Consider the following 24,817-nt stretch of genomic DNA (forward strand, 5'->3'; position numbering starts at 1 on the left):
CAATCGCCCTGACCTGCACAAACGTGCTTGCCGGGCCGATTGTCAGTGGCGGGACCTACCGTCGGTGGCATGACTGAGCAGGGGGTGCGCTGGACCGCGGAACACGTGCTGGCACTGGCGCCTGACGCCGCGTCACGCAAGGCGGGAAGCAGGCTCGGTGCGGCCGGGCCGTGGTCCGGGGCGGGGTGTGCAGAGGGGACGGTGTGGGGGCAGTGCAAGGGCAGCGGCAGCAAGCCGTACCAGACGGTGGTGGACCTGGCCGACGCGGCCGGGCCGGCGTACAAGTGCAGTTGTCCGAGCCGTAAGTTCCCGTGCAAGCACGCGCTCGGGCTGCTGCTTCTCTGGGTGGGTGACGAGGACGCGGTGCCGGTGTCCGCTCAGCCGCCGGACTGGGCGGAGCAGTGGCTGGCGGCACGGCGCAGCCGGGCCGGGACCAGAAGGACACAGGCCGAGGGGAGTTCGGCGGCCGGACCCGCCGATCCGGAGGCTGCCCGGCGGCGGGCCGAGCGCCGGGCCGAGCGGGTCACGGCGGGCGCGACGGAGCTGGAGCAGCGTCTGGCGGACCTGCTGCGCGGCGGCTTGGCCGCGGCCGAGCAGGCGGGGTACGGCCTGTGGGACGAGACGGCGGCCCGCATGGTCGACGCGCAGGCACCCGGACTGGCCGCCCGCGTGCGGGAATTGGGGGCGATACCGGCATCGGGTGCAGGCTGGCCGGCACGGCTGCTGGAGGAGTGCGCGCTGCTGCATCTGCTCGACCAGGGCTGGCTGCGCCGCGACCGGCTGCCGGACGCTCTCGCGGCGACGGTCCGTTCCCGCCTGGGCCTGCCCGCCACGCCGGACGGTCCGCCGGTGCGCGACCGCTGGCTGGTCCTCGCCCAGTACGACACGGCGGACGCCAAACTGACGACGCGCCGGATCTGGCTGCACGGTGCCGAGTCGGGTGAGACCCGGCTGCTGCTGTCCTACGGCGCCGCGGGCCGGGCACCGGAGCTGTCGCTGCCGGTCGGGCTGGCCGTGGAGGCCGAGCTGTCCGCCTACCCGGGCGCCGGCCGGTGCCGGGCCGCCCTCGGCGACCGGTTCGCCCCGCCCGCGCCGGCCGCGTTCCGCCCGCCGGGCGTGAGCACGGCCGAGGCGGCGGTCCGGTACGGCGAGGCGCTGCGCGAGGACCCCTGGCTGGAGTCGGTCCCGGTGACCCTGGACCGGGTGATACCGGTACCGGACGACGACCGCTGGCAGCTGGCCGACGCCGGTGCGGACGCGGCCCTGCCACTGACCCGGGCCGCCCGCTCCCGGCCCGGACTGTGGCGGCTGGTGGCCCTGTCCGGCGGCGCCCCCGTCACGGTCTTCGGCGAGTGCGGCCACCGCGGCTTCACCCCGCTCACCGCCTGGCCGGAGGGGGCGGGCGAGGCGGTGGCGCTGTGCTGACAGGGCGTACAGGACGCAGGGACACCCCGGCAGGCGAAGGGAAGGGAACGTGATGCACGGGACGCCGACCGGCGGGGACACCGCCACCCCGGCCAGCTCCTGGGAGGACCTGGTCACCACCGCGCTCCTCGGCACCGACCGGCGGGCACCGGCACACGGCACGCCCGGCCGCCCGGCACCGCTCGCGCTGCTCGACGCGGCGGCCGTGGCGACCGTACGGCGGCGGGCCGGACTGCGGCCCGCACCGGCGGCGCGTCGCCCGGACCGGACACCCGCGGACCCGCGCCCGGCACTGCCCGCGGCGGCGGCCCGCAGACTCGCCACCCTGCTGGCCGACCGGTCCGGCGGCACGTCCGGCGGCCGGCGGGGCAGCACCCCGGACCTCATGGAGCTGCTCCCCCAGTGGCTGGCGGCTGCCAACGCGCAGGGGTACGCGGCGCCACCGCAGGCCCTGCCCGCGCTGCTGGACGCGGCCCGGGGCCGTACGGACCTGCGCCCTGCGGCGCTGGCGTTCGCCGGCCCGCGTGCACTGTGGCTGGCCCGGCTGAACCCGGACTGGCGCTTCGCCCTGCGAGCGGCCCCCGGCGGCGGCGCGGCGCTGCCCGGCCCCGAGGACGCCGAGGCGGTGCACCGGCTGTGGCAGGAGGGGCTGTTCGCCGAGCGGGCGGCGCTGCTGGGGACGCTGCGCGCCCGTACGCCCGCGTCGGCGCGCGAGCTGCTGGCATCGACGTGGGCGACGGAGCGGGCGGAGGACCGGCTGATGTTCCTCGACTCGCTGCGCACCGGTCTGTCGGAGGCGGACGAGCCGTTCCTGGAGCAGGCGTTGGGCGACCGCAGCCGCAATGTCCGGGCGACGGCGGCAGAGCTGCTGTCCGCACTGCCGGGTTCGGCACTCGCAGCGCGCATGGCGGTGCGGGCCGCGGCCTGTGTGGCCCCGGACCGTACGGGGGACGCGCCGGCGATCGCGGTGGAAGCGCCGCACGAGTGCGACTCCGGGATGGAGCGGGACGGTGTGGTGGCCGCACCGCCCGCGGGAAGAGGGGAACGCTCATGGTGGCTGGCGCAGTTGGTGGAGGCCGCGCCGCTCGGCACCTGGACGGAGCGGTTCGGCGGGCGGACGGCCCAGGAGATCGTGGCGCTGCCGGTGGCGGACGGGTGGCAGGGCGAGCTGCACGCGGCCTGGTGCCGAGCAGCGGTGCGGCAGCGGGACACGGAATGGTCGCGGGCGCTGCTCGGCTCGCCGTCCGCGCCGGAGGCCGGCGGTCCGGGCGCGGTGTCCCTGGCGGAGCGGGCGAAGCTGCTGGCCGCGCTGGAACCGGCGGAACGGGCCGAGTGGGTGGCCGGGTTCATCGCGACACATGGCCTGTCGGAGGCGTTCCAGCTGCTCGGAGTGTGCGCGGTCCCATGGGCTCCACCGCTGGGCCGGGCGGTCGTGGACGCCCTCAACATCGCGCGGGACGCCGGCAGTTACCCGTGGAGCTTCAGCGGGGTGATGGGGCTGGCGGAGCGCTGTCTGGACCCGGCGGAGACCGTAAGGCTGGAGGCGCTGCTGGCGGTGCCCGACGAACGGGAGGACGCCGCGCCGGGGGCCGGCGGCTACTGGGCGGAGGCGTTCCAGCGACTGGTCACCACGCTGCGGCTGCGTGCGGCGATGACGCAGGAACTGGCACCGACGGGGCCGAGCGGCCCGTCCGGCGACTGAGGGGGCCGCTCAGGCCGCTCCACAACGCCGGCGCGCGGCCCCAGGGCGCCGGCTCAAACGCCGGCGGCGGCCACTCGACGGCCGCAGGCCCCCGCTCCCGCTGTGCCGGGCACACGCGCTCATCAGCGAGCGCCCGCCCAACCACTGAAAGGCGCCCGCTCAACCACCGGAAGGTTGCCGCTCAACCACCACAAGGCGCCCGCTCAACCACCGGAGGGTGGCTGCTCAACCACCGGATGCAGCCCCTCAGCCCCCGGACGCCGCCGGCTGGCGCACGTTCTCGCGGACCCACTCCACGATCGACGTGGTCGTCGCGCCCGGCGTGAAGATCGCGGCGACGCCCTTGTCCTTCAGCGGCGGGATGTCCTCTTCCGGGATGATGCCGCCGCCGAAGACGAGGATGTCCTCGGCGTCCCGCTCCTTGAGCAGGTCGATGACCGCGGCGAACAGCGTGTTGTGGGCGCCGGAGAGGATGGACAGGCCGATCGCGTCGGCGTCCTCCTGGATGGCGGTGCCGACGATCTGTTCCGGCGTCTGGTGGAGGCCGGTGTAGATGACCTCCATACCGGCGTCGCGCAGGGCGCGCGCGATCACCTTGGCCCCGCGATCGTGGCCGTCGAGCCCCGGCTTGGCGACCACCACGCGGATCGGACCGGCTGCCACACCCATCACTGCCTCCATCAAGCGACCACGGAAGCGATCGCTTCCGTCCGTACCGACAAGTACCGCACTTTTGGCGCGTTCCGCCACCCGTCGCGAAGTGAACGAACGTTATCTCCAGCATCCCGCAACCGGCAGTTTTACGGTGCGCAGCGAGGGGGAAATCACATGGTGGGACATGAGGGCACACGGGGGACCTAGCCGTCCTCCGGCGTGCCGACAGGAGGTCGGCCATGAAGGTCACCGGGGTACTGCCACTCTTCCTCCCGCTCTGCCGCCGCCTGTGGCCCGGCAGACTGGCCGGACTGTCCATCGTGCTGCTGAAGGCGACCGCCCTGGAGGCAGCCATCCTCGCCGGCCATCTTCTGCTGTATCCGACCGGCCTCTTCCAGGAACGCCGCTACGCGGCCCTGCCCGCGGCGGGCGGTGCCGCCCGGCTGCCGGTGCGTCCGGGTATGCCGGTCGTCCTGCTGCACGGCTTCATCGACAACCGCTCGGTGTTCGTCCTGCTGCGCCGCGCCCTCGCCCAGGACGGCAGGCTGCGGGTGGAGTCCCTCAACTACTCTCCGCTGACCTGCGACATACGTACCGCAGCCGAACTGCTCGGCCGGCACATCGAGGAAATCTGCGAGCGCACCGGCAGCGCCCGGGTCGATATCGTCGGGCACAGCCTCGGCGGCCTGATAGCCCGCTACTACGTACAGTGCCTCGGCGGCGACCTGCGGGTGCGCACGCTCGTCACGCTCGGTACGCCCCACTCCGGGACCCGGGTGGCACCCCTGGCCGACGCGCATCCGATCGTGCGGCAGATGCGGCCCGGGTCAGCAGTGATCGAGGAGCTGGCCCGGCCCGCGCCCGGCTGCCGTACCCGGTTCGCGAGCTTCTGGAGCGATCTGGACTCGTTGATGGATCCACTGGAGACGGCGTGCCTGGAACACCCCGATCTGGACGCGCAGAACATCCGGGTGACCGGCATCGGCCACCTCGCGCTGCCCGTGCACCCCGCCGTGGCTGCGGGGATACGGGAGGTGCTCGACGCGCCCCGCACCGGGGACCGGACGACCGACGACCTCACGGTGGCCTGAGCCACCCCCTCGCGGGCGGGACACAGGCCGCGCACACCTGACACACGGTCACTCGAGATCGAACATTCTTCGAACACAAGGCCAACAACGGGTCCGTCGTCCCCCGAAACACGGCCGAATGCCCGTTTACGGCCCACTCGAAACAAGCCGAAGATTGTCGCGCCCAGGTACTGCCGGGTACAGTCGCCGCACTGCTCTGGCAGCCCCTGTTGTCGAGGCGAAAGAGAAGTTGGTGAACGACCGTCACCCGTCGGGGAGCATGACCACCCCGGCCCCGGCTTCCGACGCCTCCACCGCGCACTACGCGCCGTACGGGGCACAGGAAGCTCCTTACGGCGACCTCACCACGTACGGCAGCTATGACGCCACCGGTTTTACGGGTGATTCCGGAGCCACCACGGCCTTCGACACCGATCCGCTCTTCGGCAGCCTCCCGGGCAGCGAGCAGTCCACCGGCACGTACGACACCACCCAGTGGCAGACGGGTACCGGCCAGAACCTGGCCTACGACCCGTACGCGGCTCAGCACCATGCCGCCTACGACTCCGGCGTCTACGACAGCACCGCCTGGACAGTCCCCGCTCAGGCCACCAGGAACGATGTCAGCGGTCAGTGGGACGCGGGCGCCTGGCTGCAGCCCGACCGGACCGGCGGCGCCGAGCCCACCCAGCAGTGGGAGTGGGGCACCCAGACCTTCGACACGGGCGCGTACGACGCCACGCAGTGGAACGCCGCCGGTGAGGCCGTGATGGCGGAGCCCGAGCAGGGTGCCGAACCGTTCGATCAGCAGGGCACCGCGACGTTCGAGGCGGTCGGCGACCCGCAGACTTCGTTCGAGCAGGCCGGTGACCCGCAGGCGACCGCGGCCTTCGAGCAGGTGTCGTACGAGGACGCCGGCTATGACGGCCGGCCCTCGGGCGAGGGCGAGCCGGACTCCACCGGCGAACTGCCCGACGTGACCGGCTTGCTGGACGAGCAGGAAGAGATCACCCCGGCAACGGCGACCCGCGCGGGCTCGCGCACCGCGGCGCGCTCCCGGCGCCGTACGCCCGCCAAGCGCTCCGCACTGCTGACCGTCGCCGTCCCCTCGGCCTGTGTGATGGGGGTGGCCGGGATCGCCGCCGCCTCGGTCGGCGCACTCGCCGACGACTCCAAGGACACCACCGCCGCCGCCCCGGACGCTCAGGTGGTCAAGCCGTCGGTCGCCAACAGCAAGCTGGACACCCAGCTCAAGACCCTCTCGGCCGGCGCCACCGACTTCGCCGACCGGGCGAGCCGTACACAGGAACGGATCGACCTCAAGGCGCAGCAGGAGCTGGAGAAGAAGAAGGCCGCGGCGGAGGCCGCGCTCAAGGAGCGGCTGCGCCCCAAGTTCGCGGTGCCGGTCGCGCAGCGCGGGCTGAGCGCCTACTACGGCCAGGCGGGCGTCAACTGGATGTCGGTGCACACGGGCATCGACTTCCCGGTCTCCTACGGCACCACGGTCATGGCCGCCACCGACGGCGTCGTCTCCACCAAGTGGAACAGCGCCTACGGCAACATGATGATCGTGACGGCGAAGGACGGCACGGAGACCTGGTACTGCCACCTCTCCAGCTACCGTGTCGTCTCCGGTGCGGCGGTGAAGGCCGGCCAGCCGATCGCCTACTCCGGCAACTCCGGGAACTCCACCGGTCCGCACCTGCATTTCGAGGTGCGACCGGCGGGCGGGTCGGCCATAGACCCGCTGCCGTGGCTGCGCAGCCACGGTCTCGACCCCACGTAGGACCGCACCCCGAGCCCACGTAGGACCGCAACCCGAGCCCACGTAGGACCGGAACCCGACCCCGCAGGGAAGCGGGCTCGACCCCGCGCAGGAGTGGGGGCTTTCGCCCCCGGACTCCAGCGGCTACAGCTTCTCCACCGGTGCGTACCGCAGCAGCAGCCGCTTCGGCTTGGTGTCCCCGAAGTCGACCGTCGCCTCCGCGTTCGCGCCCGTGCCCTTCACCGCGACGACCGTGCCGAGCCCGAACTGGTCGTGGGTGACCCGGTCGCCGACGGCCAGCGCGACCACCGGCTTCTCCGCCGTACGCCGCGTGGCGAACCCGGATGCGCCCGATGCCGAGGAGCGCGAACGCGTCGAGGACAGCGAGGCCGTGATCCCGGACGCCGGGCCGGAGGACACGGGCGCCGCCGCTCCCGTCCGCTTCCACTCCATGTGGGTGGGCGGAATCTCCTCCAGGAAGCGGGAGGGCGGGTTGTACGAGGGCTGGCCCCAGGCGCTGCGCATCGCCGACCGCGTCAGGTACAGCCGCTCCCGCGCGCGCGTGATGCCGACGTAGGCCAGGCGCCGCTCCTCCTCCAGCTCCTTGGTCTGGCCGAGGGCGCGCATGTGCGGGAAGACGCCGTCCTCCATGCCGGTCAGGAACACCACCGGGAACTCCAGGCCCTTGGCGGTGTGGAGGGTCATCAGCGTGATGACGCCGTCGCCGTCCTCCTCGTCCGGGATCTGGTCGGAGTCGGCGACCAGGGCGACCTGCTCCAGGAAGTCGGCAAGCGTGCCGCCCGGGGCGGCAGCCCCCGGTGTCCCGGCTCCCTCACCGCGCTCCTGCTCGAACTCCAGAGCCACGGCGGCGAGTTCCTGGAGGTTCTCGATGCGGGTCTCGTCCTGCGGGTCGGTGGAGGCCTGCAGCTCGGCCAGATAGCCCGTGCGCTCGAGGATCGCCTCCAGGACGGTCGCGGGGCCGGCGCCGGACTCCACGATCGTGCGCAGGTCCTCCATCAGCGTGTTGAACCGCTTGACCGCGTTGGTGGAGCGCGCGGCCATGCCGTACGCCTCGTCCACGCGCTTCAGAGCCTGCGGGAAGCTGATCTTCTCGCGCTGGGCGAGGGCATCGATCATCGCCTCCGCGCGCTCGCCGATGCCCCGCTTGGGCACGTTGAGGATGCGGCGCAGCGGCACCGAGTCCTCGGGGTTGGCGAGGACGCGCAGATAGGCCAGGACGTCCCGGACCTCTTTGCGCTCGTAGAAGCGGACGCCGCCGACGACCTTGTAGGGCAGGCCGACGCGGATGAAGACCTCTTCGAAGACACGGGACTGGGCGTTGGTGCGGTAGAAGACGGCGACGTCCCCGGCCTTCGCCTCGCGCGCGTCCGTGAGGCGGTCTATCTCGTCGGCGACGAACTGGGCCTCGTCGTGCTCGGTGTCGGCGACGTAACCGGTGATCCGTGCGCCCTGCCCGGCGTTGGTCCACAGGTTCTTCGGGCGGCGGGACTCGTTGCGCTCGATGACCGCGTTGGCGGCGGACAGGATGGTCTGCGTGGAGCGGTAGTTCTGCTCCAGCAGGATCGTCGTCGCGTTCGGGTAGTCCTCCTCGAACTGGAGGATGTTGCGGATCGTCGCGCCCCGGAAGGCGTAGATCGACTGGTCCGCGTCACCGACCACGCACAGTTCGGCGGGCGGGACGTCGTACTCGCCGGGCGGGGTGTCGGCCTCGCCGGCGCGCTCGCCCGTCCCGACCAGCTCGCGGACGAGGGCGTACTGGGCGTGGTTGGTGTCCTGGTACTCGTCGACCAGGACGTGCCGGAAGCGGCGCCGGTAGTGCTCGGCGACGTCCGGGAAGGCGCGCAGCAGGTTGACCGTCGTCATGATCAGGTCGTCGAAGTCCAGCGCGTTCGCCTCGCGCAACCGCGACTGGTACAGGGCGTAGGCCTGCGCCAGCGTCTTCTCGAAGCCGTCGGTGGCCTGCGCGGCGAAGTCCTCCTCGTCGATCAGCTCGTTCTTGAGGTTGCTGATCTTGGCGCTGAAGGACTTGGGCGGGAAGCGCTTGGGATCCAGGTCCAGGTCGCGGCAGACGAGGGCCATCAGGCGCTTGCTGTCGGCGGCGTCGTAGATCGAGAACGACGACGTGAAGCCCAGCTTCTTCGACTCGCGGCGCAGGATCCGCACGCACGCGCTGTGGAAGGTCATCACCCACATCGCGTTCGCGCGCGGGCCGACGAGCTGCTCCACGCGCTCCTTCATCTCGCCCGCGGCCTTGTTGGTGAAGGTGATCGCGAGGATCTGGCCCGGGTGCACGTTCCGCTCGGCGAGTAGGTGGGCGATGCGGTGGGTGAGCACACGGGTCTTGCCGGAGCCGGCGCCGGCGACGATGAGCAGCGGCGAACCGGCGTGCACGACCGCGGCGCGCTGGTTGTCGTTCAGTCCCTCCAGGAGCGCCGCCGCGTCGATCACGGGGCGCGGGGCGCCGTCGCGGTAGTACGCGTCACGGTCCGGCGGCACATCGAACTTCCCGCCGAACAGATCGTCCGGAAGCGGCTCCGGAGCGTGATCGTCCTCGGGTGGCGGCTGCTCCTCCTCGTGCCCGCGAGGGGGCTGGAGGTCCGCCAGGAAGCTGTCGTCAAAGAGGCTGCTCATCGCTCTACGAGTCTAGGCCGCCCCACCGACAACCGGTTGCCGTCCCCGGAACATGGCCCGCGTGGTGAGCGGTCGCTCTTCGCGTCGAAAGCGTCCGCCGACCGCTCACACAACGGAAGCGCCTGGTCACGCGGGCGTGAACCAGCCATCAGGTCACGGAAATGTATCGGACAAACCGCACACCAACCTTCACAGAAGACACACCAGTTGGCTAGGTTGCCGTCAGGCCGCACGACCCCTCTCCGGCGAACGTCGCCGGGCCGCGCGGCCTCCGCCGAGTCCGGTGCGCCCTCTGCGTGGTGCCCGGAGCCGGGGACCCACCGATCCTGGGGTGAATCGGCCGACTCCCGCCCGGGACGACGCCGTAGGGCAACCCTTCCGTCCGCCCGAACCCGACAGCTAACCCGGTAGGCGGCAGCAAGGAAGGAGTCGCCTCCCTTGGCGTCGCACCGCAAGCCGCGCCCCGGCGGAACCCCGGGGACGGGCATTCGCACCCCCGCTCTCGCCACCGCCGCCCTCACCTCCGTGGCCGTCCTCTCCCAGTCCGCGCAGGCCGCTCCCGAAACCGGTCACGGCAGGCCGAGCCCGGAGGAGATCGAGCGGAAGATCGACGATCTGTACCGCCGGGCGGAATCGGCGACCGAGACGTCCGGCACGACCAGGGAGCGTTTCGCCGGCACCGCCAGGGAGCGTTCCGCCGCCGCAAGCAGGGAGCGGTCCGCCGCCGGGGCCGAGGAGCGTCCCGCGGACGCACCCCGGCGACACGGCGACAGTCTTCAGCGGCTCCGGGACGAGGTGGCCCGCCGCGCCGCGGCCCAGCCCCGCGCCGTTCCGGCCCAGCGCGGCCCCGAGGGGGCCCGGGACACAGCCGCGGCGACGCCCGCCCGGGGCACGAGCGTCGCACCCCCGAGACGGAGTGTGGATGCCGTACCGCCCGCACGAGGCAGGGACGCCGTAACGCCCGCACAGGGCAGGGGCGCCGTAACGCCCGCACGAGGCATGGAGGCGGTACCGTCCGCGCGGAAGGCGGCCGTCGCCGCGTCCGTCCGGAACGCGTCCCTCCTGCCGTCCGCCCAGGAGAGGGCCGTCGTCCCGCCCGCGGACAGCGTGCCGGAGGCCGCCGCGAGGGACCCGAAGACCGCCAAGGCGGCGGTGCAGAAAAAGCTCGCCCACGCGCGCGTGCTGCTGTCGCAGCGGACCGCGCAGAGCGCCGCGCAGTCCGTCACGCCTGCCGCACCTAGCGCGTCTGTCGCACCTGTCGCACCTGTCGCACCTGACATGTATGGCGCCTCAGTCACATCCACCGCACCGGTGACGTCCGTCGCGTCGGTCACATCCCCGTCGATCACGTCCGCTCCGGTCACATCCGCGTCGATCGCGTCCGTTGCGACGGTCACATCCGGCACGGACACGACGACCAAGGCCCGGAAAGCCGTCGCCTTCGCCCGGGAGCAGCTCGGCAAGCCGTGCGTGTGGGGCGCCGCCGGCCCCGGTTCCTACGACTGCTCGGGGCTGACCCAGGCCGCCTGGAAGTCGGCCGGTGTCACCCTTCCGCGCAGCGCCCGCGATCAGGCCGAAGCAGGAACCACGGTCCCGCCTGCCGAGGCGCGCCCCGGCGACCTCGTGTTCTTCCACGACGACGCAGACCATGTAGGGCTGTGCACGGGCGACGGCATGATGATCCACGCTCCCAGGCCGGGCGCGTACGTGCGTGAGGAACCGGTCTCCCGCACCGACGGGTCGGCCGTGCGCTGCGTGGTGCGGCCGGGCTGATCCCGCCGCCCCGAGATCGCCCGCCCGGGAGATCAGGTTCGACCGGAGATCAGGTCCGGCCGGAGATCAGGTCCAGAGGACGGCGATGAAGATGTTCGCCGTGGTCAGCAGGCCGACGAGCCCGAAGAGGCCCTTGTCGATCCGCTCCTCGTCGCGCTTCACGTAGACCAGCGCGAGGATCACGATCAGCAGAGCCAGCTTCACGCCGATCTTGATGTTGTTGACGTGGTGGTCGTCGGCCTGATTGAGGCCGACGAGCGCCACGCCGGTGACCAGCATGGTCAGCGCGCCGTGCAGCATCCCGGGCACGAACCGGGCCGTGCCCTGGCCCATCGCCTTCATCTGGGTGAGGAAGCCGCCGAGCAGCGCGGCGATACCGACGATGTGCAGGCCGACGAAGAGATGGATGAGTACGTCCATGGGGCCGGAGCCTAGCCAGGGGGCGCCACGGCTCCCCGCACCGGGCCCGCCCTCAGGGGCGGCGGCGGCGCGAAAACGCTCGGCAGACCTTGCATATATGCGCTCCATAGCACCCGATCACCCCCGCCTGGTCCGCTTTCCGCGGCTCGATCATCACGCTGCGTGAAGAAGACGACTCGGGCCCTACGGAGGGATCACTTACGGTCACACCATGACCTGTCGTAACCAATTTCGGACAGCGCGTTACCAACCCGTCACCGTCCGGCCTAGCGTCCTCCCCCAGGTGACCGGCTCCCCACCGCCGCCCGGCCCTCGGGCGGCCGCCGGCCACCACCGCCGAGAAAGCCCGGCGGCGGCCCACTCCCCCTGTGCGGGCCGCCGCGGGGCGTACTGACCCTCGGTCGTACGAGTCCTACGGAAGGACGTGACGGTCCAGGTGGCAGCGCACCGCAAGCCCCCGCATCGCTCGCTCAGCGGCCATACGGCCCGGACGGCCGCCACACTCGCCCTGGCGGGCGCGGCCACGGCGACGGGCTTCGACGGCACGGGACACGCTGAACCCCAGCTGACACAGGCGCAGGTGAAAGCCAAGGTGGACAGCTTGTACCGGGAGGCCGAGGCCGCCACCGAGAAGTACAACGGGGCGAAGGAGGAAGCGGGCGCGGCCCAGCGGCGACTGACCGGGCTGCAGGACGAGACCGCCCGCAAGCAGGAGAAGCTCAACTCCGCCCGGGACGCCCTGGGTTCGATCGCCGCGGCCCAGTACCGGGACGGAGGCATCGACCCGGCGTGGCAACTGGCCCTCTCCAGCGACCCCGACCGGTACCTGGACGGCGCCGCGTTCGCGGAGCGGGCCGGTGACCGGCAGGCCGCCGCCGTATCACGGGTTCGCGAACAACTGCGCGAGATCGAGCGGTTGCGCGGGGCCGCACGCATCGAGCTGAAGTCGCTGCGGGCACGGCAGGCGGAGCTGGGACGGCAGAAGAAGACGGTCACCGGCAAGCTGGACGAGGCCCGCCGACTGCTGGCACAGCTGCCTCCGCGCCGGCGCACCGTGGCGACCGCGTCCGGCAGCACGGTCGGACATTCCTCTCGCTCGGCCGCCGCCCCGCGGGAACCGTTGCCGCAGCCCGGGTCCGCCCCGGCCCCCACTGCCCGCGCCGCCGCGGCCGTCTCCTACGCCTACGCCAAGCTCGGCAGCCCGTACGTGTGGGGCGCGACCGGGCCGAACGCCTTCGACTGCTCGGGCCTGGCCCAGGCCGCCTACCGCTCCGCCGGCATCTCCCTGCCCCGCACCACCTACGCCCAGATCAACGCGGGCCGCCGGGTCTCCCGCTCCGAACTCCAGCCCGGCGACCTGGTGTTCTTCTACTCCGGGATCAGCCACGTCGGCATCTACGTGGGCAACGGCCAGATGATCCACGCCCCCAGCCCGTCGGCCCCGGTCCGGATTGCTCCGATCGACCAGATGCCGTTCGCGGGGGCGACGAGGGTGGCCTGAGGTCAGGGTGCGGCCGGTCCGGGGGCCGGATGCGACCGGGGCCGGATGCGACGGGGGCCGGATGAGGGTCGGCCTGAAGGCAGGGGTGGGGTCGGGTGGAGGCTGGGTCAGGGCCGACGTGAGGCCCGGCTGCCGGTCTGCTGAGGCAGAGCCCGGTCTGCCAGGGCAGGGCCAGGTCTGCCGATGCAGGGCCAGGCCTGCCGGGCAGGACTGGCCGGATCTGCCGCGACAGGAGACGACGCGACGACGCGAGCGGCGGTTGCGAGCAGATCAGACCAGCCGTCGGGCGGTCGCCCAGCGGGTCAGTTCGTGACGGTTGGACAGCTGGAGCTTGCGCAGGACCGCCGAGACATGGGACTCGACCGTCTTCACCGAGATGAACAGCTGCTTGGCAATCTCCTTGTAGGCGTAGCCACGGGCGATCAGCCGGAGCACCTCGCGTTCGCGCTGGGTGAGGCGGTCCAGGTCCTCGTCCACCGGCGGGGCGTCGGTGGAGGCGAAGGCGTCCAGCACGAACCCGGCCAGCCGTGGCGAGAAGACCGCGTCGCCCTCCTGGACACGGAAGATCGAGTCGACCAGGTCGGCGCCGGTGATGGTCTTGGTGACATAGCCGCGGGCGCCACCGCGGATCACCCCGATCACGTCCTCCGCCGCGTCCGACACGGACAGCGCGAGGAAACGGACAGGGCGCTCGGCGTCCGCCATCAACGGCGCGCAGCGGCGCAGCACTTCGACACCACCGCCGCCCGGCAGATGGACGTCGAGGAGAACCACCTCGGGCCGGGTCGCGGTGATGACCGTGACCGCCTGGTCGACGTCCGCGGCCTCGCCGACCACCTCGACGCCGGTCTCGGCGGTCCGGCCGATCTCGGCCTGCACGCCGGTGCGGAACATCCGGTGGTCGTCCACGAGCACCACCCGTACGTGCCGTCCGCCGGCGCCGGCGCCGCCGTCGTCGGCCCGGCCGGCCCCGGCCGCCTCCGCCGTCCCCGCCGTGCCGTTCGCCTCGGTCGCGTCGCTCATGACGTCTTCTCCGCCCTCTCCATCTCCAGCTCGACCTCGGTGCCGCCGCCCGGCACCGCCCGCAGCCGGGCCGTGCCGCCGTTGCGCTCCATGCGGCCGATGATCGATTCTCTAACGCCCATGCGGTCGGGGGGTATCGAGTCGAGATCGAAGCCTGGGCCGCGGTCGCGGACGGACACGAAGACCGTTTTTCCCTCGACTTCGGCGTAGACCTGTACGGCACCACCCTCGCCACCGTACTTGGCCGCGTTCACCATCGCCTCGCGCGCGGCCTGCATCTGCGCACCGGTCCTATCGTCCAGCGGGCAGTCGCCGACGACGACGACGTCGATGGGCACTCCGTGCTTGTCCTCCACCTCGGCGGCACTGCGCCGCACCGCCTCGGCGACCGTGTCCGGCTCGTCCTCCTCGTCCTTGCCGGTGCCCTCCGGCTTGTACAGCCAGGTGCGCAGGTCGCGCTCCTGGGCGCGGGCGAGACGGCGCACCTCGCCCGCGTTGTCGGCGTTGCGCTGGATCAGGGTGAGGGTGTGCAGCACGGAGTCGTGGACGTGAGCGGCGACCTCGGCACGCTCCTGGGCGCGGATGCGCATCAGGCGTTCCTCGGAGAGGTCCTGGGTCATGCGGACCAGGTAGGGACCGGCGAGCAGGGTGATGCCGACGAGGACCGCGAGCGCGGCCTGCAGGACCGCGCCGAGGTGGGCGGTCGAGCCCTGCAGGACGAAGACGGCGGAGACACCGGCCGTGACGAGCAGGACGCCGCCGGCCGCGCGCAGCAGGCTGAGGGTGCGGCGCCGGCGGCCGACCTCGACCCAGCGGGCCCGGCGGGCGTTGTCCGCCTGGCGCCAGACGAGGGCGACACCGGCCGCGACGAGCACGGCGGGCAGCAGATACGCCTTGGCGGCACTGCCCAGGTTGACGCTGCCCACGAAGACCATGGACACGATGACCATGAGGAGCAGTGCGACGATCTGTCCCCGGTCCGGCTTGCGGGCCACGAGTTTGCGGCGGCCGTCCGGCGAGGTTTCCGTGCCCACCAGCGACGGCTTCTGGTCGCCGACGCCGCCGACGCCGAGCGGGACGAAGAACCAGAATGCCGCGTACAGCAGTGCGCCGAGTCCGTCGGCCATGAGCAGGCCGACGAATGCGAGCCGCACCCAGATGACGGGCAGCCCGAGATGTCCCGCGAGGCCCCGCGCCACTCCGCCGAGCCAGCGTCCGTCGCTGCTGCGGTAGAGCTTGCGCGGTGGCCGCGGGTCGTCGAGTGGCAGGCTTGCGGCTTCCGGCATGGCAACGATGGTCACACGGCGGGCGAGGCAGAGCATCAGGGTCGGCCCCCGAGACGCCCCTGATCTTCCCAGGGACGGGTCCGGGTGGGCGGACCATCCGGCGATCCGTGCCGGTCGAACGCTTCCCCGCCCCGTCTCAGGGCCGATTTCAGGGTTGGCCCAGGGTCGTCCCGACTGCCGCCGCGGCGGCCGGGCCGTCACCATGGACGCATGACGGATCACGAGCACGCCGCGACGGGTCCGGGACCCGGCCCCGGCCCGCGCCCGGCACCGGGCACCGGGCCGACGGATGCCGCGCCCGCCGCGACGGGAAGGGCAGAAGCGGCCGGCCCCGGCACCCACCATCACACCCGCACCGACCCCTCTGCCGGCTCCGGCCCCGAGCCGGACGCACAGGAGCAGCGCCAGGACGCCACCGCTGCCCCCGACCGGTTCCGCCGCGACCGCCGGTACAAGATGATCGCGGGCGTGTGCGCGGGTCTCGGACGGCAGACGGACATGGACCCGGTGATCTTCCGGATCACGCTGGCCGTGCTGTCCGCGACCGGCGGCCTCGGGCTCATCTTCTACGGCTTCGCCTGGCTCCTGGTGCCGTACGAGGACGAGGAGGAGAACGAACTCCGCAAGCTGTTCACGGGCCGGGTCGACGGCCAGGCGCTGGCCGCCGTGCTGTTCGCGCTGGTCGGCTGCGGGATCTTCCTGACGATGCTGCGGAACGGCGGAGTGCTGGCGTTCGCCGTGGTGCTGTCGCTGCTGCTCGCCGGCGCCGGATACTGGTCGCGGCGCCGTGGCGCCCCCGACCCCGACCCCCTGGCCGCACAGGCCGCCGCCGACGCCCCGCCGGAGGCCCAGGCGCCGCCGGTCGTCACCACCTACTACCCCTCCTGGTGGCGGGACCCGATCGTCAAGGACGGCACCCATGTCGGCGGCACGGGCTACCTGTGGGGACCCGGCGACGCCCAGGACCGCGACCTCACCTCGGTCGTGGACGTCGGCGTCGCCAACCCTTGGACGCACCCCGGGTCCGAACCGCCCCCGCACACCGCGCCCCCGAGACCGCGCGGCCCGCGCTGGATCGGCGGCTGGGTGTTCCTGCTCGCCCTGCTGGCAGGCGGCCTGGGCACCGGGCTCAGCTGGGACACCCAGCCGCTGGGCACCAGTCTGCAGACCGGTCTGGCGTGCGCGCTGGCGGTGTTCGGCCTGGGCATCACGCTCAGCGCGTTCCTCGGCCGGACGGGGGCGGGGACGGTGTTCCTGGCGCTCGTCACGGCGGGCCTCCTGGCGGGTGCGGCGGCCCTCCCGAGAGACATCACCAGTCACTGGCGGAAAATGTCCTGGAAGCCGGCCGCGACGACCCAGCTGCGGTCCGGGTACGACCTGGGCACGGGGCGGGGCACGCTGGACCTGACCCAGGTGCACCCGGCCAAAGGGCAGAAGGCCGCCACGGACGCCCGGGTGGGTGCGGGACAGCTGAAGGTGATCGTGCCGGCGGACGTGACCGTGCGGATGAGCATCGATGTGGGGGTGGGCGACATCCGGTTGCCCGGTGACACCGGAAAGGACGTGGACGTGGAGCCCGGCAGGCACAAGGACGTGACGCTGGCACCGGTCAAGGGCGCCAGGGACTCGGGGACGCTGGATCTCACGCTCGGCGTGGGAGTGGGACAGGTGGAGGTCAGCCGTGCTGCGTCATGAGTTCCAGCCGGGGAAGCTGGTCGCCGGGCTCTTCCTCACCGCCACCGGTGCCCTCTACGCGGGGGACGCGGGCGGTCTGTGGGACACGCCGTGGTTCGCGGTCGTCCCGTTGGTCGTGGGCGGGCTCTGCCTGGCCGGTGTCACGGCGGCCCTCACTCGGGGGATACGCAGACGGGGCGGCGCCGAGGGCGGCTAGTGGTAGCCGTCGTCCGGCTGCCGCCGCGCCCGCCAGGCCGCGTCGAGGGAGAGATAGGGGGCGCCGGCGAGGACGAGGGGGAGCCAGGCCATGAGGTAGGCGAGGTCGTTGCCGTAGTAGTAGGGGGCGGTCGCCCAGCTCATCGTCAGCCAGAGGCTGAGCGAGATCAGGGCGCCGCCGAGCGCGGCCAGCCGGCCCAGCAGACCGAGCAGGGTACCGATGCCGACGGCCAGCTCACCGAGGGCGACGGCATAGCCGAAGCCGACCGGATTCTTCAGGGCCAGGTCGACCAGGGCGGGGATGGCGGCGGAGTCGCGGGCCGCGCGCATGGTGTCGCCGATCGATCCGGCGCCGCCGGACTGCATGAACGCGCTGTCGGTGAGCTTGTCCAGGCCGGCGTAGATGAAGGTGACGCCGAGGAAGACGCGCAGCGGGAGCAGGGCGTAGTGGGTCGCGGCATCCCGCCAGGTGCGGGGGCCGTCCAGCCGAGGGGTGTGCACATCCGTCCGCATGCCATGAGTCATCGCTGCCAGCCACCTCTCGCCCGCCGTGCCGCCCTCGCTTGACGATACGTATGACGTAGCGGGCCAGTTCAATCCTCTCCTGGCCGATTTTCCGGATTTCGGGTCGCAGTACGAACGAAGGGGGTGAGTGCGATGAAGTCCAGGATCTGCGGTCAGGGGTCCCGTGGAGAGGCGCCGGTGGCGGTGGCAGTGGCAGTGGCAGTGGCAGACGGTAGCGGTGGCATCAGCGGACGGTGGCGGTGGCGGCGGCGCAATCGGAACGGTGCCCGGCTGCGGCGCCCGGCTCCGGTCCGCCTATCCGCCGCTCTCCGTCCCACGGCTCCGGGTCCGTCTCACCCGCTCTCCGTCTCCCGGCTCCGCGTCCCGCCTCACCGCCCCTCCGTCCCCCGGCCCCAACCTGCCTGCCTGCCTGCCCCGAACCCTGCCCCGGACTCGGTCTGCCCCGGACTCGGTGCCGTTGCCCCTGCCCTGCCAGTGGGTTTCACTCCGTCACCTGGACCGTGTACCGGTTGGTCGCCACCCCGGCCGCGGTCACCACCTGGACCTCCACCGCGCCGGGCTCGACGTCGGCGGGTACGGGGACGGTCAGGGTGGTGTCCGTGGGGTTGCGGAAGCCGCCGGTGACGGGGACCAGGGGGACGTGCACGTCGACCGTGCCGATACGGACGACCATGCGGGAGAGGTGGTCGGCGGTCTGGGCGCCGGGCGGGACGAAGGCGGTGCCGCGGATCTCGATGTCGTCGCCGGTGCGGATGGGGCCGTCCAGGTCGCCGGGTTCACGGGCGCGGACCACGGAAAGGATCACCGGCCGGCCGCCCTCGGCGTACTTGCCGGCCAGGTAGGTCGCGGCGGAGATCAGCGTGACCACGGCCAGACCCCAGGGCAGATCGGGGAGTTGGTCGGGGCGGCGGGCCAGCCGTACGGCGGCGAACAGCAGGGCGACGGCGGTGACGGCGACGTACTGGATGTCGGCGAAGGCGCCCCGGCCGGAGTCGTCGGTGAGCAGGTCGGCGGCGCGCGGCCGGTGGGCCGGCACCTTCTGCAGCCGCTGGGCGAGGACGCGCAGGCCCACCACCCGGCGGACCAGGACGGCGATGCCGCACACCACGGCAAGGACGGTCACCACGCCCGCGCCGCGCGCGAGGTCGAGGCCCGAGATCAGGACGTCGCGTTCGGCGGGGTCGGAGGCGGCGGCCAGGCGGCCGGCCAGCAGCAGGACGGCATAACCGACGAAGAGCACCCAGCAGGCGGCCACGGTACGGGAGGTGGACATGCGATTGTCCTCGCCGATCACCGGCGCGAGCGCTCCACCGCGCGTCCGGTGGAAGAAGCACGCGGCGGTCAGGACGGCGGCGACGGCGAACGCGGCGAGCAGGGCCGCGGTGCGGGCACCGGTCCAGCCCGCGCCGATCGCGGTGAGCGCCTCGGCGAGCAGCAGCGCGACGACCACGGCCCACACCGCGCACACCGTCCGCAGCCACAGCCGGGTGAGCCAGGCCGCACCCTCGGCCCGGCCGCGCTCGGCGACGGTCTCGGCCCGCTGGGTCAGTTCCTCGGAGACCCACTGGCGGGACGCCGAGGCCGAATGTGCCACGGCCGTCGGAAGCCCCTGTCCGGCCGCGAACTCGTCGCGCCGGCGCAGGAACGCGGCCACGGCCCGCCGGTGCCCTTCCCGGGCGCCGTGCGGGCAGTCCCCGCAGGTGCAGCCGCCCTCGTGGACACCCGCGGCACCCGCGTGCCCTCTCGCCTCCTGCACCGCCACGCCCGCCGCCCGCCTTCCGCACGCCTGCCGATCGGACCGCCGGCGTCCGCAGCGCGCACGACGGCCAGACAACTCCCCGGTGATGACAGCGAATTGTGCCCTACATCAGGGACCAGGGGGCGGCAGGGCCGGGGCTGTTCGGGTGAAGCGAGGTCCGCCGTGTTGACCCGGCTGCGAGAATTCCCGTATGGCCGAGATCATCCAGCGGGACGGGACCTGGGCCTTCGACGGCAGCACGATCCGGATCACCCCTGGACTGCACCGCTCCGTGCCGCTGTTCCGTCAGACGTACGGGGAGATCGCCGTACCGCTGGAGGCGGTCTCGGGTGTCGTCCACGAGCCGGAGCGCAAGCGGGGCCGGCTGCGGTTGCGGCTGCGCGAGGGCGCCGACCCGTTGTTGCAGGCCACCGGAGGCCGGCTGCCGGACGCGGCCGACCCGTACCGGCTGGCGGTGGACGCGGACCGTTCGGGGGTCGCGGAGTACGTCGCCGAGGAGATCCGGCATGCGCTGCTCCTGGACCAGGTGCCCAAGGAGCCGACGGCCGGGTATCTGCTGCCGGGGCCGCCGGTGCCGGTGTCAGTGCGGTCCTCGGACGGCACGGTGTCCTTCGACGGCAGCCAGGTGCGGATCGACTGGGCCGACACCTCCGACCGGGTCAAGCGCTCGACCGGCCCACGGATCATGGCGCTCGGGGACCTGGTGCAGGTGGAGTGGCTGCCCAACTCGGGGTTCGAGGACGGCTTTCTGCGGTTCGTGACCCGGGAGACGGTGTTCTCCAAGCTGCCGCCCGAGCGGGACCCCTACACCCTGGACCTGTGGGGCAGTGTGCGGCGCGATCTGCTGACCGCGCTGGTCGCGGCGGCCGTCACCGCCCGGCTGCCGCATCCCTCCACCCGCGGGGGAGGCACGTACTACGGCCGGGACCGGGCCGCGCCCCTCGTGCCGGCGCAGGCCCACCGTCACGACGTACTGCTGCGCCGGCTGCGGGAACTGGGAGAGCTGTACCGGGACGGTGTGCTCACGGACGAGGAGTTCGCGGTGACGAAGGCGGTGGTGCTCAGGGAGTTCAGCTGAGGAGGTCCGGTTCGCTGCGGCTGATGTCCTGCCAGAGCGGCTGGTAGTTGATCCAGGCCACCAGGTCGCCGCCGAGCTGTTCGCGGGTGGCGACGGCCTGCTTGTGGTCGATGAGCACCGGCCGGCCCGCTGCCTTGGCCAGCAGCTGCACCTGGCAGGAGCGTTCCAGGGAGAGGAACCACCAGGCCGCGGCGTCCACCGAGTCGCCGACGGTGAGCAGACCGTGGTTGCGCAGCACGAGTGCCTTGCGGGAGCCCAGGGCGGTGGCGATCCGGCGACCCTCCGTCGCGTCGACGGTGACGCCGGTGTAGGCGTCGTACAGAGCCAGGTCCTCGTAGAAGGCGCAGCTCTCCTGGGTGATCGGGTCGATGAGGTCGCCTAGGGCGGCGAGGGCGCGGCCGTGCACGGAGTGGCAGTGGGCGACGGCGACGACGTCGGGGCGGGCGGCGTGGACCTGGGCGTGCACGGTGAACGCGGCCTGGTTGACGTGGTAGCGGCCCTCGACGACCTGTCCGTCCTGGTTGGCGAGGACGAGGTCGCCGACGGTGACGTGCCTGAACGGCATCCCGAACGGGTTGACCCAGAAGCAGTCGGTGAACTCCGGGTCCCGGGCCGTGATGTGCCCGGACACGCCGTCCTCGAACCCGGCCCGGCCGAACACCCGCAGTGCGCCCGCGAGCCGCTCCTTGCGGTGCCGGCGTTCGTCCTCGACCGAGTCGTGCATCGGCGGCATGGCGAACTGCAGCTGGTCGGTCGACAGCGGCAGGGGCGGGGTGGGCCCGTGCATAGGTCCTCCAGCGTGGGGATGGTGGTACGGGGCGGAAGTTACCGCCGGTCAGCGCAAAAAGGCAGAGCTGTTCCGTAAAGATGACGTTCGCTGCGAATACCCGACAGAAGCTGTCGGGATTCCCGGTGAGACTGGCTGGTATGAACTGGGCAGCCTTCACCTCCGCCGCACCCGAACTGGCACAGATCACCGAGGAGCGCTTCGGCGCGTTCCGTCACCACGTCCTCGCCACCCTGCGCAGGGACGGCTCCCCGCGCACCTCCGGCCTCGAGGTCCGCTTCCTGGGCGGCGAGCTGTGGCTCGGCATGATGCCGGGTTCCCTCAAGGCCCTGGATCTGCGCCGCGACCCGCGCTTCACACTGCAGGCGAACCCCGGCGAGGGCACGGCGATGTCCGGCGGGGACGTGCGGATCGCCGGGCGGGCGTACGAGGTCGAGGGCGGGGCGGCGAGGGCCGCGTACGTGAAAGAGGTGGAACCGCCGCAGCCGTTCCACCTCTTCCGCACCGAGCTGACGGAGGTCGTACGGACCTGCGTCGAGGACGACAGGTACCTCGTCGTCCAGGTCTGGAAGCCCGGAGAGCCGGTGCGCACTCTCAGGCGGACCTAGGGGGTGTCGTTCGGATCAGCCCGGGTCCGACCTGATCCGAACGACACCCCCTGGGGACTACTCCCACTCGATCGTGCCCGGCGGCTTCGAGGTCACGTCGAGGACGACGCGGTTGACGTCGCGGACCTCGTTGGTGATCCGGGTGGAGATGCGGGCGAGGACGTCGTACGGCAGCCGGGACCAGTCGGCGGTCATGGCGTCCTCGGAGGACACCGGGCGCAGGACGACCGGGTGGCCGTAGGTGCGGCCGTCGCCCTGGACGCCCACGCTGCGGACGTCGGCGAGCAGGACCACCGGGCACTGCCAGATGTCGCGGTCGAGGCCGGCCGCGGTCAGCTCCTCGCGGGCGATGGCGTCGGCCTCGCGCAGCAGGTCCAGGCGCTCCTTGGTGACCTCGCCGACGATGCGGATGCCGAGGCCCGGGCCCGGGAAGGGCTGGCGCTGGACGATCTCGTCCGGCAGGCCCAGCTCCTGGCCGACCATGCGGACCTCGTCCTTGAACAGCTTGCGCAGCGGCTCGATCAGCTTGAACTCGAGGTCCTCGGGCAGGCCGCCGACGTTGTGGTGCGACTTGATGTTGGCGGTGCCGGTGCCGCCGCCGGACTCGACGACGTCCGGGTACAGGGTGCCCTGGACCAGGAACTCCACGGCCGGACCCGCGTCGGCGATGATCTCGGCCTGTGCCTGCTCGAAGACGCGGATGAACTCGCGGCCGATGATCTTCCGCTTCTCCTCGGGGTCCGAGACACCCTTGAGGGCGTTCAGGAAGCGCTCCTCGGCGTCGACGACCTTCAGCTGGACGCCGGTGGCCGCGACGAAGTCCTTCTCGACCTGCTCGGTCTCGCCCTTGCGCATCAGGCCGTGGTCGACGTACACGCAGGTCAGCTGGGAGCCGATGGCCTTCTGGACGAGGGCGGCGGCCACGGCGGAGTCCACGCCACCGGACAGGCCGCAGATCGCGCGCTTGTCGCCGACCAGCTCGCGGATGGCCTCGACCTGCTCCTCGATCACGTTGCCGGTGGTCCAGCTCGGCTCGAGACCCGCACCGCGGTACAGGAAGTGCTCCAGCACCTGCTGGCCGTGCGTGGAGTGCATGACCTCGGGGTGGTACTGGACGCCGTAGAGCTTCTTCTCGTCGTTCTCGAACGCGGCGACCGGGACGACGTCCGTGGACGCGGTGACCGTGAAGCCCTCGGGGGCGGCGGAGCAGGCGTCACCGTGCGACATCCACACGTGCTGCTCGTCCGGGGTGCCCTCGAAGAGGGTGGAGGAGCTCCGGGAAACGTGCAGGTCGGTACGGCCGTACTCGCGGGAGCCGGTGTTGTCGACGGTGCCGCCGAGGGACTGCGCCATCAGCTGGAAGCCGTAGCACATGCCGAAGACCGGGACGCCGGCCTCGAAGATCTCGCGGTCGAGGGTGGGGGCACCCGTCTCGTACACCGACGAGGGGCCGCCGGAGAGGATGATCGCCGCGGGGTTCTTGGCGAGCATCTCCTGGACCGGCATGGTGCTCGGCACGATCTCGCTGTAGACCCGCGCCTCGCGGACGCGACGGGCGATGAGCTGGGCGTACTGCGCGCCGAAGTCGACGACCAGGACGGTGTCCGGGGTGGCGGCAGTGGAAGTCGCTGATGACACGGGGTGCCTTCTGGTGGTCGGGCGGGGGTCTGTGCTACCGAGTCTAACGGTGCGGGCGGGAGGGCTTCCTCTGAAGTTCGCCGTGGCATACTGGCGCCATGCTCACGCACTCGACCTTCGTCTTTACCTATGGCACCCGGCCCGCCGGCTGCCATGGTCGTGCTGCTTGAGCGAACGCCAAGCGACTTCCCAGGCGCCCCGGGCCGACAAGGCCCGGGGCGCCTGTCGTTTTCCGGGTTCTGTCGTTCCAGGGCATCCACCGTCCCGTCCGAGGAGCCCACATGAGCACCACCGCACCGGAGCAGACCGCAGCGGCACGCGAGCAGGCCACCGCACCGGAACAGGCCACCGCCACCCACGAGCAGGCCACCGCACCGGCACAGAGCCCTGCCGCAGAACAGAGCACTGCCCCGCAACAGAGCACTGATCCGCAACACGGCGCTGCCCCGGAGCAGACGGCCTCCCCGGAACGGACCATCGCCGGCGCCCGGGAGCGCATCGACGCGCTGGACGACCGGATCATCGGTCTCATCCAGGAGCGGATGGCCGTCTCCGCCGTCGTCCAGCAGACGCGTCTCGCCTCCGGGGGACGGCGGGTGCACCTGTCCCGCGAGATGGAGATCCTCGGCCGCTACCGGGACGCCCTCGGCAAGCCCGGCACCGGCCTCGCCATGACCCTGCTGGAGCTGTGCCGAGGTCGCATCTGAGTTCGGACCCGCTCTCACCCGTACGGCGCGTGACCGGCCCGCGCACCGCTTCGTTGAGGGGGATGTCCGTGCCAGCCAGGGGCGGGCCCGACAGAACCACGCGTGGCTCGCTGGGGCGATGAGACGTACGGGTCGTGCCGTACGTCGTGGGACCTCGCTCCAGGAAAGTGACCGGACGGCAGGGGACAGCAGCCCGGTCACCCAAGAGAACGGCCGGCTCCGGGGACGCCCGGGGCCGGCCGGCGGAAACCGCACCAGGTCGAGACCATCCAGCACAGGGCACACGAACAAGCGGCGCAACCCCCGGCGCCGCTCCCTGGCACCGGCGCCGCCCTGACGCCGGTGCTGACCGAACGAAGGGCCCCGCGGTATCTCCGTCCCGCGGGGCCCTTCGTCATGCCCGCGACCAGCGGCACCCACACCGACGTGACTCACGTCATATCAAAAACCCCGGGCAACCGGAGCAACCCTTCGCGCTTTTCGCTGATCAAACCTGCCGGATCAAGTAAGCGGTGCGAGGGACCTGCCTTCGGAGGGGGATGCAGGTCCCTCTG

The 24,817-nt window shown here is 72.2% G+C and carries 20 protein-coding genes and 1 riboswitch; of the genes, 11 read left to right on the forward strand and 9 right to left on the reverse strand.

Annotation, left to right across the window (positions count from 1 at the left end):
* Window positions 1–69 precede the first annotated feature (69 nt).
* Both ACZ4SF_RS07820 and ACZ4SF_RS07825 read left to right on the forward strand, forming a co-directional pair.
* Window positions 70–1,425: an SWIM zinc finger family protein gene (locus ACZ4SF_RS07820; RefSeq protein WP_468379714.1), complete on the forward strand. Its 1,356-nt coding sequence runs from the start codon at window positions 70–72 to the stop codon at window positions 1,423–1,425.
* Between the two features lie 52 nt (window positions 1,426–1,477).
* The gene (locus ACZ4SF_RS07825) at window positions 1,478–3,127 is read left to right on the forward strand and encodes a DUF5691 domain-containing protein (protein ID WP_468379717.1); all 1,650 of its coding nucleotides are present in this window, start codon (window positions 1,478–1,480) and stop codon (window positions 3,125–3,127) included.
* A 246-nt stretch (window positions 3,128–3,373) separates the two neighbouring features.
* On the opposite strand, the gene ACZ4SF_RS07830 is transcribed toward ACZ4SF_RS07825, so the two are convergent.
* Entirely contained in the window at window positions 3,374–3,796 is a 423-nt protein-coding gene (locus ACZ4SF_RS07830; protein WP_468379718.1) for a cobalamin B12-binding domain-containing protein, read from the reverse strand.
* Window positions 3,797–4,020: 224 nt separating this feature from the next.
* Between ACZ4SF_RS07830 and ACZ4SF_RS07835 the strand changes: the two genes are divergently transcribed.
* On the forward strand, window positions 4,021–4,872 hold the full coding sequence (locus tag ACZ4SF_RS07835) for an esterase/lipase family protein (RefSeq protein ID WP_468379721.1): 852 nt from the start codon (window positions 4,021–4,023) through the stop codon (window positions 4,870–4,872).
* Window positions 4,873–5,104: 232 nt separating this feature from the next.
* Window positions 5,105–6,637 carry a M23 family metallopeptidase gene (locus ACZ4SF_RS07840; RefSeq protein ID WP_468379724.1) on the forward strand — a complete coding sequence of 511 codons (1,533 nt, stop codon included), beginning with the start codon at window positions 5,105–5,107 and terminating at the stop codon, window positions 6,635–6,637.
* Window positions 6,638–6,760: 123 nt separating this feature from the next.
* Here ACZ4SF_RS07840 and pcrA read toward each other — a convergent pair whose 3' ends face one another.
* On the reverse strand, window positions 6,761–9,268 hold the full coding sequence (gene pcrA, locus ACZ4SF_RS07845; protein ID WP_468379727.1) for a DNA helicase PcrA: 2,508 nt from the start codon (window positions 9,266–9,268) through the stop codon (window positions 6,761–6,763).
* 276 nt (window positions 9,269–9,544) lie between these two features.
* Window positions 9,545–9,698: riboswitch (cyclic di-AMP (ydaO/yuaA leader) on the forward strand.
* Window positions 9,699–9,706: 8 nt separating this feature from the next.
* Between pcrA and ACZ4SF_RS07850 the strand changes: the two genes are divergently transcribed.
* Window positions 9,707–11,041, forward strand: a complete 1,335-nt coding sequence (locus ACZ4SF_RS07850; RefSeq protein ID WP_468379730.1) for a C40 family peptidase — start codon at window positions 9,707–9,709, stop codon at window positions 11,039–11,041.
* A 66-nt stretch (window positions 11,042–11,107) separates the two neighbouring features.
* On the opposite strand, the gene ACZ4SF_RS07855 is transcribed toward ACZ4SF_RS07850, so the two are convergent.
* Window positions 11,108–11,461, reverse strand: coding sequence for a hypothetical protein (locus ACZ4SF_RS07855; protein WP_468379733.1), 354 nt, complete (start codon window positions 11,459–11,461; stop codon window positions 11,108–11,110).
* A gap of 436 nt (window positions 11,462–11,897) precedes the next feature.
* Between ACZ4SF_RS07855 and ACZ4SF_RS07860 the strand changes: the two genes are divergently transcribed.
* On the forward strand, window positions 11,898–12,962 hold the full coding sequence (locus ACZ4SF_RS07860; protein ID WP_468380435.1) for a C40 family peptidase: 1,065 nt from the start codon (window positions 11,898–11,900) through the stop codon (window positions 12,960–12,962).
* A 270-nt stretch (window positions 12,963–13,232) separates the two neighbouring features.
* Here ACZ4SF_RS07860 and ACZ4SF_RS07865 read toward each other — a convergent pair whose 3' ends face one another.
* The gene (locus ACZ4SF_RS07865; protein WP_468379735.1) at window positions 13,233–13,985 is read right to left on the reverse strand and encodes a LuxR C-terminal-related transcriptional regulator; all 753 of its coding nucleotides are present in this window, start codon (window positions 13,983–13,985) and stop codon (window positions 13,233–13,235) included.
* Window positions 13,982–15,271: an ATP-binding protein gene (locus tag ACZ4SF_RS07870; RefSeq protein WP_468379738.1), complete on the reverse strand. Its 1,290-nt coding sequence runs from the start codon at window positions 15,269–15,271 to the stop codon at window positions 13,982–13,984. The genes ACZ4SF_RS07865 and ACZ4SF_RS07870 overlap by 4 nt, the downstream gene beginning before the upstream one ends.
* A 210-nt stretch (window positions 15,272–15,481) precedes the next feature.
* On the opposite strand from ACZ4SF_RS07870, the gene ACZ4SF_RS07875 reads away from it, so the two are divergent.
* Together ACZ4SF_RS07875 and ACZ4SF_RS07880 are read left to right on the forward strand one after the other, a co-directional pair.
* Window positions 15,482–16,966 (forward strand): PspC domain-containing protein, encoded by a 1,485-nt coding sequence (locus ACZ4SF_RS07875; RefSeq protein WP_468379741.1) that lies wholly within the window; start codon window positions 15,482–15,484, stop codon window positions 16,964–16,966.
* Window positions 16,953–17,162: a hypothetical protein gene (locus ACZ4SF_RS07880; protein WP_468379743.1), complete on the forward strand. Its 210-nt coding sequence runs from the start codon at window positions 16,953–16,955 to the stop codon at window positions 17,160–17,162. The genes ACZ4SF_RS07875 and ACZ4SF_RS07880 overlap by 14 nt, the downstream gene beginning before the upstream one ends.
* Here ACZ4SF_RS07880 and ACZ4SF_RS07885 read toward each other — a convergent pair.
* Entirely contained in the window at window positions 17,159–17,686 is a 528-nt protein-coding gene (locus ACZ4SF_RS07885; protein ID WP_468379746.1) for a DoxX family membrane protein, read from the reverse strand. The genes ACZ4SF_RS07880 and ACZ4SF_RS07885 overlap by 4 nt on opposite strands.
* Before the next feature lie 481 nt (window positions 17,687–18,167).
* Entirely contained in the window at window positions 18,168–19,448 is a 1,281-nt protein-coding gene (locus ACZ4SF_RS07890) for a hypothetical protein (protein ID WP_468379749.1), read from the reverse strand.
* A 187-nt stretch (window positions 19,449–19,635) separates the two neighbouring features.
* On the opposite strand from ACZ4SF_RS07890, the gene ACZ4SF_RS07895 reads away from it, so the two are divergent.
* Window positions 19,636–20,523 (forward strand): DUF4429 domain-containing protein, encoded by an 888-nt coding sequence (locus ACZ4SF_RS07895; protein ID WP_468379751.1) that lies wholly within the window; start codon window positions 19,636–19,638, stop codon window positions 20,521–20,523.
* Here the strand turns inward: ACZ4SF_RS07895 and ACZ4SF_RS07900 are convergent.
* Window positions 20,516–21,310, reverse strand: a complete 795-nt coding sequence (locus tag ACZ4SF_RS07900; RefSeq protein ID WP_468379754.1) for a class II aldolase/adducin family protein — start codon at window positions 21,308–21,310, stop codon at window positions 20,516–20,518. The two genes, ACZ4SF_RS07895 and ACZ4SF_RS07900, sit on opposite strands and share 8 nt — an antisense overlap.
* Window positions 21,311–21,450: 140 nt before the next feature.
* Here ACZ4SF_RS07900 and ACZ4SF_RS07905 point away from each other — a divergent pair, with 140 nt between their 5' ends.
* Window positions 21,451–21,918 carry a pyridoxamine 5'-phosphate oxidase family protein gene (locus ACZ4SF_RS07905; protein WP_468379757.1) on the forward strand — a complete coding sequence of 156 codons (468 nt, stop codon included), beginning with the start codon at window positions 21,451–21,453 and terminating at the stop codon, window positions 21,916–21,918.
* Window positions 21,919–21,975: 57 nt separating this feature from the next.
* On the opposite strand, the gene guaA is transcribed toward ACZ4SF_RS07905, so the two are convergent.
* Entirely contained in the window at window positions 21,976–23,556 is a 1,581-nt protein-coding gene (gene guaA, locus ACZ4SF_RS07910; RefSeq protein ID WP_468379760.1) for a glutamine-hydrolyzing GMP synthase, read from the reverse strand.
* Between the two features lie 281 nt (window positions 23,557–23,837).
* Between guaA and ACZ4SF_RS07915 the strand changes: the two genes are divergently transcribed.
* Window positions 23,838–24,263 carry a chorismate mutase gene (locus ACZ4SF_RS07915; RefSeq protein WP_468379762.1) on the forward strand — a complete coding sequence of 142 codons (426 nt, stop codon included), beginning with the start codon at window positions 23,838–23,840 and terminating at the stop codon, window positions 24,261–24,263.
* The last annotated feature ends 554 nt before the right edge of the window (window positions 24,264–24,817 follow it).

Source organism: Streptomyces sp. NPDC027663, assembly GCF_055566415.1.

Bases quoted from the DNA above. Each gene is read 5' to 3' on its own strand.
- ACZ4SF_RS07820 (WP_468379714.1), top strand. From the start codon at position 70: ATGACTGAGCAGGGGGTGCGCTGGACCGCGGAACACGTGCTGGCACTG.
- ACZ4SF_RS07825 (WP_468379717.1), top strand. From the start codon at position 1,478: ATGCACGGGACGCCGACCGGCGGGGACACCGCCACCCCGGCCAGCTCC.
- ACZ4SF_RS07830 (WP_468379718.1), bottom strand. From the start codon at position 3,796: ATGGGTGTGGCAGCCGGTCCGATCCGCGTGGTGGTCGCCAAGCCGGGG.
- ACZ4SF_RS07835 (WP_468379721.1), top strand. From the start codon at position 4,021: ATGAAGGTCACCGGGGTACTGCCACTCTTCCTCCCGCTCTGCCGCCGC.
- pcrA (WP_468379727.1), bottom strand. From the start codon at position 9,268: ATGAGCAGCCTCTTTGACGACAGCTTCCTGGCGGACCTCCAGCCCCCT.
- ACZ4SF_RS07855 (WP_468379733.1), bottom strand. From the start codon at position 11,461: ATGGACGTACTCATCCATCTCTTCGTCGGCCTGCACATCGTCGGTATC.
- ACZ4SF_RS07865 (WP_468379735.1), bottom strand. From the start codon at position 13,985: ATGAGCGACGCGACCGAGGCGAACGGCACGGCGGGGACGGCGGAGGCG.
- ACZ4SF_RS07870 (WP_468379738.1), bottom strand. From the start codon at position 15,271: ATGCCGGAAGCCGCAAGCCTGCCACTCGACGACCCGCGGCCACCGCGC.
- ACZ4SF_RS07875 (WP_468379741.1), top strand. From the start codon at position 15,482: ATGACGGATCACGAGCACGCCGCGACGGGTCCGGGACCCGGCCCCGGC.
- ACZ4SF_RS07885 (WP_468379746.1), bottom strand. From the start codon at position 17,686: ATGACTCATGGCATGCGGACGGATGTGCACACCCCTCGGCTGGACGGC.
- ACZ4SF_RS07895 (WP_468379751.1), top strand. From the start codon at position 19,636: ATGGCCGAGATCATCCAGCGGGACGGGACCTGGGCCTTCGACGGCAGC.
- ACZ4SF_RS07900 (WP_468379754.1), bottom strand. From the start codon at position 21,310: ATGCACGGGCCCACCCCGCCCCTGCCGCTGTCGACCGACCAGCTGCAG.
- ACZ4SF_RS07905 (WP_468379757.1), top strand. From the start codon at position 21,451: ATGAACTGGGCAGCCTTCACCTCCGCCGCACCCGAACTGGCACAGATC.
- ACZ4SF_RS07915 (WP_468379762.1), top strand. From the start codon at position 23,838: ATGAGCACCACCGCACCGGAGCAGACCGCAGCGGCACGCGAGCAGGCC.